The sequence below is a fragment of the Pseudarthrobacter sp. fls2-241-R2A-127 genome, assembly GCF_030209355.1.
Taxonomy (GTDB): domain Bacteria; phylum Actinomycetota; class Actinomycetes; order Actinomycetales; family Micrococcaceae; genus Arthrobacter.
In genome coordinates this window covers 19,475-33,549 of sequence record NZ_JARVSF010000048.1, presented here as the reverse complement: position 1 = coordinate 33,549, position 14,075 = coordinate 19,475, and the positions used below count along the sequence as shown (strand labels likewise).

Sequence of the window (14,075 nt, the reverse complement as noted above, 5' to 3'; positions counted from 1 at the left end):
GGAAGGCAGCAGCCGAGCTGACCAGGGCTGTGGCCATCATGGCTGACCTGCAGGGACCGAAGATCCGCCTGGGCCGGTTCGTTGACGGTCCGCACCCCTTGGCCGTGGGTGACATTTTCACTATCACCACCGAGGACGTTCCGGGCACCCAGGACATCTGCTCCACTACGCTGAAGGGCCTCACCGAGGACGTCAACGTGGGGGATGCGCTGTTGATCGACGACGGCAAGGTGGCCCTGCGTGCCATCGAGGTTGACAACGTCAAGGTGGTCGCCGAGGTGACCGTGGGCGGCATGGTGTCCAACAACAAGGGCATCAACCTTCCGGGTGTGGCGGTCAACGTCCCCGCGCTGAGCGAGAAGGATGAGGACGACCTCCGCTGGGCGATGCGGCGCGGTGTTGACCTGGTGGCCTTGTCCTTCGTGCGCGATGGCTCCGACATCCGGCGCGTGCACGAGATCATGGACGAGGAAGGCCGCCGCGTGCCGGTGATCGCCAAGATCGAAAAGCCGCAGGCCGTTGAGCAGCTGCCCGAGATCATCGACGCGTTCGATGCCATCATGGTGGCCCGTGGCGACCTCGGCGTGGAGCTTCCGCTGGAGGAAGTGCCGATCGTGCAGAAGCGCGCCATCGAACTGGCCCGCCGGTGGGCCAAGCCGGTCATCGTGGCCACCCAGGTCCTCGAGTCCATGATCGATAACCCGCGCCCGACCCGTGCAAAGGCATCCGACTGTGCCAACGCTGTGCTTGATGGTGCTGACGCCGTGATGCTGTCGGGTGAGACCAGCGTGGGCAAGTACCCGATCGAGACTGTCAAGACCATGGCGCGGATCATCGAATCCACCGAGGTTCACGGCCTGGAGCGCGTCCCCCCGCTGGGTACCAAGCCCAGGACCGGCGGTGGCGCCATAACGCGTGCCGCCGTCGACATCGCCGACCAGCTGGACGCCAAGTACATCTGTGCGTTCACCCAGTCCGGTGACTCCGCCCGCCGGCTGTCCCGCCTGCGTCCCATCAAGCCGGTCTTCGCATTCACCCCGGTGGAGCAGGTCTGGAACCAGATGGCGCTGACCTGGGGCATCCAGCCGGTGCTGGTGCAGATGGTGGACCACACTGACGCCATGACCGCGCAGGTGGACCGCAGCCTCATGGCGATGGGCCTCGTCGAGGACGGTGACCTGGTGGTCATCGCCGCCGGTTCCCCTCCCGGAAAGGCCGGTCCACCAACTCCCTGAAGGTGCACAAGGTAGGCGACCTGGCCGACTCCACCCGCGCCGGTGAAGTCAGCAGCAACAAGGAAAAGCTCGGCCCCTGGCCCGAAAAGAAGAAAAAGGCCTAATAATTAATGGGCTCCCCCATCCGCACCGGGTGGTGGTGCAGGAGGGCGCGCACGGACTCATGCTTACTCCGGGCCGGACTCTGTGATCTAAAAAAGCCGACGCCACCCGGGATTAGGGCACACCCCCGACCTGATGCCGTCCGCGGTTTGCCGGCTGCAAGTGGGGACAAGCGGCCACTGGGACGGCGGCGCTGATGACTGCAGTATCCACGGCGGACGCGGTGAAGGACGGCGCCCGGCGGACGGCCACGGTTTTAGCTGCCGAGGTTCCGGTACTTACGTGCCCGTGACGCCACGAGCTGGGAGACCGGCACGACGGCAACCGAGGCCAGCTCGTACTCGATGGCACGGGCCATCCGGGTACAGAACTCCCGCGGTTCCAGGGAAGCATCCGCGCGCTCGTCCACGATGTGGTCCACGAGGCCGTTCGCATACAGCGCGGCCACGTTCACCCCCTGCGCCTGCGCCATGGCGGGGGCAAACGCGGTGGTCCGGTGCACAATGGCGCTTGCACCCTCCGGAGGCAGCGGCGAGAGCCAGCTGTGCTGGGCCGCGATGGTCCTGTCCGCCGGCAGCAGTGCCAGGGCGCCTCCGCCGGCGCCCTGGCCAAGCAGCACGGAGACCGACGGCGATTCCAGGCCGATCAGCTCATGGAGGGAGCGCGCAATTTCCCCGGCAAGCCCACCCTCCTCCGCCTCCTGCGACAACGCGGCGCCGGCGGTGTCGATGACGGTGAGCAGCGGCAGCCGCAGCTCTTCCGCCAGCTTCATGCCGCGGCGCGCCTCCCGCAGTGAACCCGGCCCCATGCCGGCGGCGTCCTTCCGCAGCGGGCGGGCATGGCCCAGGACGATGCAGGACTGCGTGCCAAAGCGCGCCAGTGCCAGCAGCAGCCCGGGATCCTTCTCCCCCTGCCCCGTCCCGTTCAAGGGCAGGGCGTCCGTGGCGCCGAATTTCAGCAGCTGGCGCAGGTCCGGCCGCCGCGGCCGGCGGGAAATCCCGATGGACGTCCAGGCGTCCACCGTTGAGGGCCGGACGTTCAGGGTTTCGGGTGGAGCCGACAGCGGCCCTTCAGCCATCGAATTCTCCGGCGCCAGGATGTCCAGGGCCCGGCCCACCAGGTCGGCCAGCTCACCCGGTTCCACGACGCCGTCGATCAATCCCTTGTTGAAGAGGTTCTCGGCCACCTGCACGTTCTCCGGGAACGCCTCGCCGTACAGCGCTTCGTACACCCGCGGGCCCAGGAATCCGAGCAGCGCGGCGGGCTCGGCCACGTTGATGTGCCCCAGAGACCCCCAGGAGGCCATGACGCCGCCAGTGGTGGGGTGCCGCAGGTAGACCAGGTAGGGAAAGCCGGCCTGGCGGTGCGCCCGAACGGCGCCGGTGATCTTCACCATGGACAGGAACGCGAGCGTCCCCTCCTGCATGCGGGTTCCCCCGGAGGCGGGTCCGGCCAGCAGCGGCAGCCCTTCCGCGGTGGCGCGTTCGACGGCGGCCACGATCCTTTGGGCCGCGGCGTGGCCGATCGACCCGGCCAGGAAGGAGAATTCGCTGACGATCACGGCCACCCGCTTGCCGCGGATGAGGCCTGCACCGGTAATCACCGACTCGTCGGCGCCGCTGCGTTCGCGCGCCTTGGCCACGTCACGGGCATATTCTTCGGACAGCACAGGCTGCTGCGGCTCGGTGTCCCAGGAGACGAACGAGCCGGCATCCACCACGGCGTCCAGCAGTTCGGTGGCTTTCAAGTGCCGCACCTTTTCCATCGTCGGCATCGCTACTTGGCCGCCGCCGCCGCGGGGGAAGGCAGGCCGAGCCACTCCCTAATGGCCGGCCCGTCCTCATCCAGCAGCGGCGGCGCGTCATGGTCCCTGACCGTGGTTTCGGCAGCGTCACCCGGCGCGAAGAACCGCAGCGGAGGGCCGGGCAGGCTCACCTTTCCCAGCAGCGGATGGTCCACATCCACCACGAGGCGCTGGGACGCCACCTGCTCCCAGGCGTACACCTCGTCCAGCGAGCGGACCTTCCCTGCCGGGATCCCGGCGTCGTTCAGCTTTTCCAGTAGTTCCGCCGCGCCATAGCCGGCGAAGGCGCGTTCGACGGCGGCAATCACCCCCGCGCGGTTGCGCACCCTTTCGGCGTTGCTGGCAAAGCTCGGCGCCGTCGGGTCCAGCCCGAAGGCCGCAGCGAACGAGGCCCACAGCTTCTCGCTGCCAACGCTGATCTGCACACTCCCGTCCTTGCAGTTGAACAGACCGTAGGGGGCGATGGACGGGTGGTGGTTGCCCTGCGCCTGCGGAACTTCGCCCGCAACGGTGGTGCGGGTGCCCTGGAAGGCGTGAACACCAATCAGCGACGCCAGCAACGAGGTCCGCACCACCTGCCCCTGCCCGGTACGGTTCCGCTCCACCAGCGCTGCCAGCACGCCGAAGGCACCGTTCATGCCGGAGAGCAGGTCGGCGATCGGGACGCCGACGCGCTGGGGGTCATCCGGGCCTGATCCTGTGAGGGACATCAGCCCGGCTTCGCCCTGCAGGATCTGGTCGTAGCCGCTGCGCTGGGACTCGGGCCCGTCATGGCCAAAACCGGTAATGGACAGGATCACCAGCCGCGGGTTGAGCTCGTGCATCGCCGCGGTGGAGAAGCCCAGCCGGTCCATGACGCCGGGCCGGAAGTTCTCGATGACTACGTCGGCCCGCTCCAGGAGCCCGCGCAGTACAGCCTGCCCGTCGCTGCTTTTCAGGTCCAGGCTGATGGATTCCTTGTTGCGGTTGCAGGACATGAAGTAGGTGGACTGGAGGTCGTCCTCGGGACCGACGAAGGGCGGGCCCCAGCCGCGGGTGTCATCACCCATGCCGGGGTTCTCGACCTTGATCACGCGTGCGCCGAGGTCCGCCAGCATCATGCCTGCGTGTGGTCCGGCCAGGGCCCGGCTCAGGTCAACCACAAGGTGGCCGGCCAGGGGGCCTTGTGGGCTGTCACTTCTGTTCATGCCGCAGCGCCTTTACCGACGAGCCCGATGGAGGGCCGGTGGACCATCACCCCAGTGCCGCCTGAATCTCTCGGGCCGCCGCATGGCGGGCGTCGTTGCCAACGATGGAGTTGCGGAGTGTGCCGATTTTCTCAACCTCGACTTCAACGGTGTCCCCTGGCTGCAGGAGCCACTGGGGGGTGCGTGCATAGCCCACACCGGAGGGGGTCCCGGTGGCGAGCAGGTCACCGGGGCGAACGGTGAAGGTTTTGGAGATGTGCGCCAAGGTTTCACCCACGGTGTAGACCATCTCGGTGGTGTTCCCGTCCTGCACGGTCTCACCGTTCACACGGGTCTGAACCCGCAGGCCGTCGCGCAGGTCACCGACCTCACCGGCGGGAACCATGGGTCCGACCGGACCAGACAGGTCAGCGTTCTTGCCCAGGATCCACTGTGAGGTGAGCTTTTGAGCGCGCCGGGCGGTGAGGTCGTTGAAAACGGAATAGCCGACCACGGCTTCCAGCGCTTCCTCCGGGGAGACGTCAACGAGGGTTTCACCGACCCAGGCGACGATCTCGCCTTCCCAGTCCAGCCCATCCTCCCCGGACGGGACGGGTACCGCAGCCCCATCCACCGTGAGGGACTGCGTCCACCGCGCGAACAGGGTCGGGTGTTCGGGCAGTTCCTGGTCTTTGAAGGAGCCCTCGGCGACGTGTTTGAGGTAATTCAGCCCGATGCAGATCACCCGGGCGCCCGGCAGAACCGGCGGGACGAACTCGACACCGGGTGACGGCAGGGTTTCCCCGGACGCAGCAGAAGCAAGGTGCTGGGCCGGCGCGGCCCAGAACTGCTCAAGCCCGGCCAGCACGGAGACGCTCTGCCCGTCCTCGGACAGTGCGGCGACTTCCACGGGACCAGCATTGCGACGGATACCAACGATCTTCATGGGACTCCCCTTCACGTTCCGACAACCATGTCGAAAAGAGCTAAAACGTTCGCACCTTTTGTGCTTCAATAAGAGCATGACACAGACATCCGGTGCCGTACAGGCCGCCGTACAGGATTCCGGGACACCGCAGATGGCTCAGGCGTCAGGGTTGAATCTCGCCGCGCCGCGTTCGCGGGCGGATCATCTCGCTGCTGCCCTGGAAGAGCGGATCCGTGCCCAGGGTCTTGAGCCGGGCGCCCTCGTGGGCACCTTGCCTTCGTTGCGGGAAGAGACCGGTTATGCCCGCGCGACGGTCAGCGAGGCGGTCCGGCTCCTGCGTGAGCGGGGGATATTGGAGATCCGTCCAGGCCGAACCGGCGGGCTCTTCGTCGCCGAGCCCAGCCCTGTGGTCCGGCTGCGGCACACGCTCCTTACTGTCGGGGAGCAGCCCTCGGCCGTCATGGATGCCATTGAACTGCGGGACCACCTCGAGGAACTCATTGACGTCGGGGCTGCCCGATGCCGCACCGACGAGGATATCTCCGAGCTGCGTCTTCTCGTGGCCAATATGGAAGCGTCCACGGACTGGGACGGATTTATGCGGGCGAACTGGGCCCTGCACGAGAGGATCGCCGCAATCTGCCCGAACGCAATGGCCCGGGCCGTCTATACCGGAACGCTCGGGCACCTGTCTTCGTCAGCTTCATCACGCGTCGATGAGGACGAGGCGGCAGCGGCGGCCTACAGGACTGAGCGCCTGCGGGTTCACGCCGAACTCGTGGAAGCGATCGCCAGTGGCGACATCACCACTGTCAGGCAAGCCGTCACCAAGCACAACAACTGACCCGAATTACCGAGCACGAAGGAGTGCGCCCATGAGCACAGCAGAGTTCCGCCAGTATCTTTTCCCGCAAGGCCATCCCCGCATTGAAGACGTGAAGGGCCGCGATGCCTACGCCTACCGCCAGGAGGCCCGAAAGGAAGGGACCTTCACCGGTGAGCTGGTTAAAGGCTGGACACCTCTCTACCTGAACGAATTCCGTGGAGTCACCGAGGATGGGACCCTGCGGGAAGGTCTCTACCCATTTGCGCCGGCGTTGCCGGGCGAGGAGGCTCCGGCGGCCGCCATGGCCGAGGCAGCCGAGGCTCTGCTGGCTGCGGTTTCCGCCGACGACCGGGAAAAGCTCACGTACCCGGTGGACGCCGTGGAGTGGCAGACCTGGGCCAATCCCGAATTCATGCAGTTCGATACCGGCCTCAGACTTGAGTTCCAACCCCGGGACATCCGTGAAAAAGCACTGGCGCTCGTGAAAGCATCGCTAAGCCCTGAAGGTTACGAGCTCGCACACGGCATGATGCTGATCAACGGCTTCCTGGGAGAGGTCGTGGGACTCGAAAGTATCCTGAACGAGTTCAGCTACAACTTCGCCCTGTACGGGACGCCGCATCAGAGCGCCCCGTGGGGGTGGCAACTGTACGGGCACCACTGCGCCGTCAACTGCCTTGTCGTGGAAGGACGCATGTCCCTCAGCCCGGTCTTTTTCGGAGCCGAGCCCAACGAGATCGACGAGGGCCCGCACGCCGGTACTGCCGCTTTCGGGGACAGGATCCAGCTTGGCACCAACCTCATGGCCGCACTGCCCGCCGAACAACGATCCGCTGCGACGGTCTACCAGCAGATGGTCGACCCGGCCATGCCGGAAGGGCGGGTGCATCCGGGGGACGAAAGGCACCTTGCCGGCGCCTTCCAGGACAACCGGGTCATCCCCTTTGAAGGAATCCGGGTTTCAGACATGCCCGCCGAGGCACAACACATCGCCCTTTCGATCGTCGAAAAATTCGTCCTTCCCCTCCCGGAAGGCCCCCGCGCGGCACGGATGCGCGAAATCCGGGAGCATCTGGATGAGACCTGGTTCTCCTGGATCGGCGGGCACGAGCCCGGCGATGTCTTCTACTACCGGATCCAGTCCCCCGTTATCATTGCCGAGCTGGACCATCACTGCGGTGTTTTCCTCGATTACCGTACGCCCAAGCAGTTCCACGTCCACACCGTGCTGCGGACCCCGCACGGCAACGACTACGGCCGGTCCTGGGTCCGTCAATGGCAGGCAGCACATTCAGAGCTTGCCCGATGAGCATCCAGGCCGCCGAGGCCAGACACCAGATCGCGAATCTCCTGCACACGTACGTCGCCATCGCAGACCGCAAGGACGTCGACGCCGTGGTGGACTTGCTGGGAAGCAGCCACGTCCAGTTTCCTGCAGCCACCTGCACGGATCCCGCGGGAGCACGGCAATTGTTCACACGGTTGTGGAGTGCCCCGGACGGGCACCGGCACGATGTCAGCTGGATGTCGCGACCGGAAAAGTCATCGGTTCCTGCCTGCCCAAGCACCGCCACGAGGAGTTCCTGGTGTTCCTCAAGACCATCAATAAGGAAGTCCCGCGGGGCCTGGATGTCCACCTGATCCTGGACAACTACGCCACCCACAAGCACCCGGACGTGAAGGCCTGGCTGGCGAAAAATCCCCGGTTCCAACTGCACTTCACCCCCACTTCGTCCTCGTGGCTGAACCTGGTCGAACGCTGGTTCCCGGAACTCACCGACAAGGCCCTGCGCCGCGGAGCGTTCCATTCCGTCCCGGACCTGATCACCAAAATCGAGGACTACCTCGCCGCCAACAACACCGAACCCAAACCCCTGGTCTGGACCGCAACCGCAGACTCAATCCTCAAAAAAGTCGCCCGCGGCCGCGTCGCCCTCGAAACCATCAAACAAAACTGAGACAGACCACTAGCACCCGAAATTGTCCAAAGTGCTTTGGACTTTTCTGATTCGACGCCGACATTCATCGGGACTTCTGAGCGTCGGGGTCATGCCCCAGGATTTGGAGCAGGTCCCGGGTGATCATTCGTAACTCTTCGTACCCGTGCTGGTAGAACAGCGGGGTCATGTGCGGCAGGGGCGTGTTGTCGAAGTCGGCCAGCAACTGCAGGGCTTCGGCAATGACCTCGTCATCAGTCCCGCGGCCTGAGTTCTGTTGAGAGTCGCCTTCTTCGGGTTTTTGCGTCAGGGTAATCCTCCTCCCCAGGATCAGTGTTGTTCCGGGACAGCCGGTATACGCTTCACTTCGTGGTCAATCATGGGTGACCTGCGGGGCAGCGGCAAGCCCGCCACCTGCGCGTACCCTGGCTCCGTATTGTCCCAGCTAACTTGAGTGTTAGCGGTCGTCCAGGTTGGCTCCTTCTATTAGGCCAATAATTGCCTGCTCGAGTGGCCCATCCGATCGTTCAGCCCGCTGTTAACCTTGTTTTATGGCAAAAAAGACAGTCGTGGTTCTGGAAGATGATATTGATGGCTCCGAAGCTAGCGAAACGATTTCTTTCGCCCTCGACGGCAGTGAATACGTGATTGATTTGAACGAAGGTCACGCGAACGAACTGCGTGGTGCCCTGAGCCGTTTTACCAACGCTGGACGCAGGGTATCCGGGGGTCGTGGGCGTTCGGCGGCCCGGACGAAGTCCTCGCAGGGCGGGCCGGATGCTAGAGCGGTGCGGATGTGGGCGGTTGAGAATGGCATCCAGGTGAATACGCGGGGTCGTATCCAAGCGGAAGTCGTTGAGAAGTACGAAGCCGCTCATTAGAAGCAGAAAAACAGATTAGGACCGGAATCTATAGGTGGTTCCGGTCCTGATTATTTTAATAGCTCCTGCGGTTTGTAGAACCGGCCTATGGGCGCGGGCAGGACCTCAATAGGCAGCAACCCCTTGCGCAGTCCCCCATGTCGTCGCTCGCTGCAATACTTACGGCATGAAGCCCATACACCCGGACGCGTGGCGGCAACGTGGGCAAGCAAACCTGCGTGCGGTGAGTCCAGTTTCCTGGCAGCTCCACATGTCAGGGATACCGGCTGGGCCAGGGTGGGCATGGGCAAGGTACAGAGATGATCGGGCAGCACCATTACTAGGAGGCGGGTTGTCATGAGCGGCAGCGGGGACAACTACGTAGCAGGACTGGCAGCGCAGTGGGCGAGCACCGATCCGTTGGAACAGTGGGTCAATGCAGCCCCGGGCGGTGGGACGACTCCCATCGATGAGACCGTCCGGGAGTACTTAGGCGTCCACAACCCTTTCCCGGACGAGACGGCGGTAGAGGTTTTGCGGCCCGACAATTCAGGGTGGGACCCTGCCGTCATCGTCGAGCGGGTCGGCGTCGATGAATGGACCGTGGAGTACGGCGACGGAGAGCAGGCGTGGCGCAGCCATGAGGAACTGCGTCCTGCGTCGGCCTCACCAGCCTCCTGAGAGCCGGATAATGCACTCACGCGTGGGCGGTTGCCCAGCAGGATGAAGATCCTCCATGCCCGGGATCGCGGCCTACGGTGTCCTGCCCGCCAGGAGCCCTTTCGGCGTCCGGCCGGCCAACTCCTGGACCTGACGGGCCCGACGGGTAGCGGACCCCTGCATTCTTGTTGCTTTTCAGTTGCTTTAGCCTTGCAGTGCGGGGACAATGGAGGCATGGAAGCAACGACCCGGCATGACATTCATTTGGGTACGACCCGGATGAACATCCATGACCTTGTGCGCGAACTTAACGAGAATCTCGGTACGACGGTCGTCCAGACGATGGCCGGTGTAAAGGACCGCACGTCTCCGTTTCGTTGGGCGAAGCCTGACGGCCCGGAGCCCCGCCCGGAGGTCGAATCCCGGCTGCGCCTCGGGCACCGTGTCTGGAAGACGCTTGAGCTTGCCGAGGGCAAGCATGTTGCGTTGGCCTGGCTGATGGGGGCCAACCCGCGCCTGGACGAGGAACTTCCCGTCCTTTACATCCAGCAACTGCGTTCCCGTGAGGTTTTGGGAGCCGCCGAAGCGTTCGTGAATGACACTTTCGCCGCATGATCACGACCGCCAAGGTGCGCCGGTGCGACTTGACGGGGCTCACTCTTATTAGGGCTGCCGGGGAGATTTCGTTCAGGGTGGCCAAGGACCGTTACGGCGCGTTGTCGGTCAGGAAGAATTCCATCGTTGGCCCGCTGCCGATCGGAACAGTCCCAGGCGGCGATTCCCGGGGCCGCTACGACAGCATCGGCTCGACGGTCTATCTCGCGGACTCCCGTCAGTGCGCCTACGCCGAGGTATTGCTCGGTTTCCGGCAGCAGCGCGCGTCGGTGGCCAAGGCCGCTGAATCCATCGGGTGGACGGTGGAGGACTACATCACCAGTGTCAGGGCGCAGGCCGAGGAGAACGGGGTGGATGTCCCCTGGGCCATCTCTGTCGACTGGCAAATGGACCGTTCGATATACGAGATCCGGCTCCCCGGTCAGGGATGGTGGGTTCAGATTGACGACGCGGCTACCCTCCGCGCCCTTGAAGTCCTCACACCAACCACCGCGGGGCTGACCGAACGACTGCAGCTTCTCACAGCCGGTTCCCTCACCGGTGACGACCGTGATCTGACAACCCTGCTCTCCCACGTCATCCGCGGCACCGTGCTGGACGACGGCTCAGAACCACTGGGCATCAGTTACCCGTCAAAGACACTGACTGGAAGGTGTTGGGCCTACTGGGACCGGCGGGCTGACGAAGGCCTCTCCCCCAGCCGTAACGGGCTGCTGCAGCTGACCTCTGAAAATGTCGGACCTGACCCTGAATTCCACCGCACAGCCGAACTGTACGGCCTACCGGTCCTCGGCGCCCGCCCCTGACATCAGCGAACGAACGCTTCCCGTCACCGGGGCCGACGGGCGCCCGCACCACCCTCCGGCGGCGGGACTGCCGGCCGTTGGCAAAGCCGGGCTCCGACTAATGGATCAAGCCTCGGGTTCTTCGGCACTTTGAGGCTGCTCGGGGGTGATTCGCTGCAGCAGCGCCTCGTGGGCTTCCTGGAGCGCGTCCGCGCGGCCCTGTGCGGCGGCCGTACGGGTTGCTGCGGCCGCAGCTTCCGCCATAGCTTCCTGGGCGGCTGACCGGGCCCGTTCGAGCTGCTCGATATTGGTAGTGAGCCGGCGTTCCAGCTCCTCGATTTTGGCCGTCAGTTCGGTGACAACGGACTCCTTTTCAGCCGTCACTTTGTCGAGGTCTGCAACAAGCTCGGCGAGCTCTTCATTCAACTCCTTTTTCTCCCGGGCCCAGAGCTCGGCCTCCGCGGCATGGTGCTCGTTCGCAAGGGAGGACGCTTCCGCCCAGACAGCCCCGGCCAGACGTGCCGCCTGCTCGAGGATGGCCGGCGGGGTCGCCGCGACCTGGCCCCCCGCAGACTGCTTCTCTTCGGCCCATTCCTTCAGGTAACGAGTAGCGTCTGCGTTGCTAACGCCCGCCGCAGCCCGGACCGTGGACACCGTCGGCCGCCGCTCGGCGCTGATCTGCTCAGCGGCAGCAAAAACCCGCTCTTTAGCGGTCGAGCCCATTCGAAATCCCTTGGCTAGTAGTAGGAGTAGTATCAAAACTACTCCTACTACTACTGTCGCGCAATCCCTACGCCGTTTTCCCGCCCTACGGGGCTCACCCGGCGGTCCCGCAGAGATGCCCCCAGTGAGTCGGTGGGGGTCTGGTGTGGCCCCGGATGATTTTGTCCTAGGCTCCTTTGAAGGGCAGAACGTTGGGGGGTGACCGGTGGCTCAGGATGCGGTTCAGCATGCGCGGCGCTCTGCTCCGTACTGGGAATGGGTGCAGATGTACCGGCGGGGCATTGAGCCGTCGAAGATTGCTGGCGTCTGCGGTGCTGCGGTGACTACTGTCCGCTATCACCTGCAGGTTGCGGCGAAGGCAGATCCTGGTCTTCGCGGCGAGCATGCCGCGGCCGTGCCGCTTAAGGTCCCGTCCGAGACGGCTTTGCAACGGATGCACGATCTGGTCTCGTTCTTCCGGGTGGAAGGGCGTCTTCCGGCAGCCCATGCGAAATCCTCCACGGAGCAAACCCTGGCCAGCTGGTTGTACCGTCGGCGGCGGGCGAACCTCGACATTGAACAGACACGAAACCAAGCCCGCGCGCTGCTGGACTCCCGCATCGAATCCGTCACCGCCCTCGTGCGGAGCCGCCAGAGGATCACCGAGCTTCGGGACCAACTTGTCGCCGCCGAACGCGACGACAAACGCGCCTACGTGCAAGCCACCAGGGACGGATGGAGCGCAGACGAATTGAAGAAGCTTGGCCTTGAACCGTCCGCGGTAAAGCGTCGTCGGACAGCAAAGCGCTCCGCAGGTCCCGAACAGGGAACCGACCAGGGCACCAACCAGGAAGCGGCCTCACCCACCGGCGAACAGCAGCCCCTTCAATCCACGCCTCGTTGACACGACGTACCTCGAAAACGTCGAAGGCCGGCACCCATGCGGGTGTCGGCCTTCGGTGCTTGTGGGTTCTATGTCAGTCCTCAGCGTCGCCTTCGTCGCCTTCACTGATCTGACCGGCGGCGATACGCTCCGCCGTCTTCGCGTACGCCGCGTCGATGTACGCGGCCAGGCCATCTTCCCGGACCCTCCAAACACCGCGGCCGCCGAACTGCGCCGCCCGCAACTCGCCACTGCGAACCAGCGCATAGACCAACGGTTTGCCAAGGTTCAGGACTTCCTCGACCTGGTCCAACGTCAGCATCCTGGAAAACGCGGCGGCCACCGGCGTGCTGCTCGTACTTACTTCCCCGGTCCGTTTAGCCACGGTTATGCTTCCTCGTTTCGGTGCTGCAGTTCAGCCATCGTTCTCTGTCCCCGGCGAAGTTCGCCGGCCTTCACCGGAGGCCACGCCTTGCCGCCGTTGTACTTTCGCTGCAGACGCTTTACCTCACGCATTGTCGCCCGCACGATGAAGTCCGAAACGCTCGCGTCCCCTTCCTCCAAACCCGCAGCCTTAAACGCAGCCCGGACCTGCCCCGCCTGGTCCTCCATGAAGTACGGAGTAAACGCGGGAATCTTCTTCTCCCTGGCCATCAAACAGTTACCCGTCCCAGGCGGTGTGCCGGGCCGGCGAGGGATGCAGGCCCTCCAAAAACCGCCGGCGGAGGGTCACGAAGCCGGCCTCGTCGAAGCGGACATCGCAGCGCTGGTGGCTGCCGTTGCAGTGGTCGAGGTCATCTGCGTGCGTCATCGTGTCCCTTGTGCTCATGGTCCGGTAAATGGGTAAGCCTGTAGGGGCCAGCGTATCCGCTGGCCCCTACAGGAACACTGCTCTTAGAACGTTGGTTCTGCTGTGCGCCCCGGCTGGGCGTAGCCCGCGCCCGTGGCGTTCTTGCCGAACCAGGGATCATCATCGGCATAGCCGCCGTCGGCTGCTGCTGCGGCATCACCTTCCTGCTGGGCTTTGAGCCGGTCCCGCCACCCAATGCGCGGGGCCTCACCCTCCGCTGGCGCTTCGTCCTGCAGCGCCGCTTCCCCGGGAACCGCTGCTTCCTCGGCCGGTGGTGCTTCCTGACCCGAAGGGCGCTTCCGGTCTCCAGTGGCTGTTGCCGACGTGTACCTGAGGGACAACCCGATCTCGTCGATCTCAAATTCGATGACAGTGCGCTTCTCCCCCGCCTTCGTCTCATAGGTGCGGGGCTTGAGCCAGCCCGTGGCGACCACACGGCTGCCCTTCGTCAGGGAAGAAGCGACATTCTCCGCCGCCTCCCGCCAGAGGGTGGAGCGAAGGAACAGCGTCTCCCCGTCCTTCCACTGGCTGCTCTGGGAATCGAAGGTTCTGAGAGTGGACGCGATGGTGAAGTTTGCGACCGCCGAGCCGGCCGGGGTGTAGCGGAGTTCGGGGTCGTTGGTGAGGTTGCCGATCACGGTGAGAGTGGTTTCGCCTGACATGGTTTCGTATCCTTTTCTGCTGGTTTCGTATGGCGGGGTACTGCGGCCGAACCGGGGGCT

The 14,075-nt window shown here is 64.6% G+C and carries 15 protein-coding genes and 2 pseudogenes; 9 read left to right on the top strand and 8 right to left on the bottom strand.

The features are described from left to right. A pseudogene (pyk, locus tag QRN53_RS20985) lies at positions 1–1,339 on the top strand (pyruvate kinase); the annotation flags it as partial. Between the two features lie 254 nt (positions 1,340–1,593). On the opposite strand, the gene QRN53_RS20980 reads toward pyk, so the two are convergent. From QRN53_RS20980 to QRN53_RS20970, 3 genes are read right to left on the bottom strand one after another with little or no spacing between them, the layout of a single operon-like run. Further along, the gene (locus QRN53_RS20980; RefSeq protein WP_285245742.1) at positions 1,594–3,111 is read right to left on the bottom strand and encodes a carboxyl transferase domain-containing protein; all 1,518 of its coding nucleotides are present in this window, start codon (positions 3,109–3,111) and stop codon (positions 1,594–1,596) included. 2 nt (positions 3,112–3,113) lie between these two features. Beyond that, complete coding sequence (locus QRN53_RS20975; protein WP_285245741.1) at positions 3,114–4,328, bottom strand: CaiB/BaiF CoA transferase family protein; 1,215 nt, start codon at positions 4,326–4,328, stop codon at positions 3,114–3,116. 46 nt (positions 4,329–4,374) lie between these two features. Continuing rightward, entirely contained in the window at positions 4,375–5,253 is an 879-nt protein-coding gene (locus QRN53_RS20970; protein ID WP_285245740.1) for a fumarylacetoacetate hydrolase family protein, read from the bottom strand. Positions 5,254–5,329: 76 nt separating this feature from the next. Here QRN53_RS20970 and QRN53_RS20965 point away from each other — a divergent pair, with 76 nt between their 5' ends. From QRN53_RS20965 to QRN53_RS20935, 7 genes and pseudogenes are all read left to right on the top strand, one after another. Then, entirely contained in the window at positions 5,330–6,079 is a 750-nt protein-coding gene (locus tag QRN53_RS20965) for a FadR/GntR family transcriptional regulator (protein WP_285245739.1), read from the top strand. 31 nt (positions 6,080–6,110) lie between these two features. Then, complete coding sequence (locus tag QRN53_RS20960; RefSeq protein ID WP_285245738.1) at positions 6,111–7,370, top strand: DUF3500 domain-containing protein; 1,260 nt, start codon at positions 6,111–6,113, stop codon at positions 7,368–7,370. Between the two features lie 211 nt (positions 7,371–7,581). Then, positions 7,582–8,019, top strand: a pseudogene (locus QRN53_RS20955) (IS630 family transposase); the annotation flags it as partial. Positions 8,020–8,549: 530 nt separating this feature from the next. Continuing rightward, positions 8,550–8,879 (top strand): histone-like nucleoid-structuring protein Lsr2, encoded by a 330-nt coding sequence (locus QRN53_RS20950; RefSeq protein ID WP_285245737.1) that lies wholly within the window; start codon positions 8,550–8,552, stop codon positions 8,877–8,879. A 336-nt stretch (positions 8,880–9,215) separates the two neighbouring features. Continuing rightward, complete coding sequence (locus tag QRN53_RS20945) at positions 9,216–9,539, top strand: tudor domain-containing protein (RefSeq protein ID WP_285245736.1); 324 nt, start codon at positions 9,216–9,218, stop codon at positions 9,537–9,539. Between the two features lie 213 nt (positions 9,540–9,752). Beyond that, positions 9,753–10,133: a hypothetical protein gene (locus QRN53_RS20940; protein WP_237429514.1), complete on the top strand. Its 381-nt coding sequence runs from the start codon at positions 9,753–9,755 to the stop codon at positions 10,131–10,133. Beyond that, the gene (locus QRN53_RS20935) at positions 10,130–10,939 is read left to right on the top strand and encodes a hypothetical protein (protein ID WP_285245735.1); all 810 of its coding nucleotides are present in this window, start codon (positions 10,130–10,132) and stop codon (positions 10,937–10,939) included. Before QRN53_RS20940 ends, QRN53_RS20935 begins: the two co-directional genes overlap by 4 nt. Before the next feature lie 105 nt (positions 10,940–11,044). Here the strand turns inward: QRN53_RS20935 and QRN53_RS20930 are convergent, their stop codons facing one another. Continuing rightward, on the bottom strand, positions 11,045–11,641 hold the full coding sequence (locus QRN53_RS20930) for a DNA-binding protein (RefSeq protein ID WP_285245734.1): 597 nt from the start codon (positions 11,639–11,641) through the stop codon (positions 11,045–11,047). Between the two features lie 523 nt (positions 11,642–12,164). On the opposite strand from QRN53_RS20930, the gene QRN53_RS20925 reads away from it, so the two are divergent. Then, the gene (locus tag QRN53_RS20925; protein WP_285245744.1) at positions 12,165–12,524 is read left to right on the top strand and encodes a hypothetical protein; all 360 of its coding nucleotides are present in this window, start codon (positions 12,165–12,167) and stop codon (positions 12,522–12,524) included. 73 nt (positions 12,525–12,597) lie between these two features. Here QRN53_RS20925 and QRN53_RS20920 read toward each other — a convergent pair whose 3' ends face one another. The 4 genes from QRN53_RS20920 to ssb all read right to left on the bottom strand — a co-directional run bounded on the left by QRN53_RS20920 (position 12,598) and on the right by ssb (position 14,015). Beyond that, positions 12,598–12,888: a helix-turn-helix domain-containing protein gene (locus QRN53_RS20920; RefSeq protein ID WP_285245733.1), complete on the bottom strand. Its 291-nt coding sequence runs from the start codon at positions 12,886–12,888 to the stop codon at positions 12,598–12,600. A gap of 2 nt (positions 12,889–12,890) precedes the next feature. Further along, complete coding sequence (locus QRN53_RS20915; RefSeq protein ID WP_285245732.1) at positions 12,891–13,157, bottom strand: ParB family protein; 267 nt, start codon at positions 13,155–13,157, stop codon at positions 12,891–12,893. Between the two features lie 7 nt (positions 13,158–13,164). Beyond that, positions 13,165–13,314: a hypothetical protein gene (locus tag QRN53_RS20910; RefSeq protein ID WP_285245731.1), complete on the bottom strand. Its 150-nt coding sequence runs from the start codon at positions 13,312–13,314 to the stop codon at positions 13,165–13,167. An 83-nt stretch (positions 13,315–13,397) separates the two neighbouring features. Continuing rightward, positions 13,398–14,015 (bottom strand): single-stranded DNA-binding protein, encoded by a 618-nt coding sequence (gene ssb, locus QRN53_RS20905; RefSeq protein ID WP_285245730.1) that lies wholly within the window; start codon positions 14,013–14,015, stop codon positions 13,398–13,400. Positions 14,016–14,075: the final 60 nt, after the last annotated feature.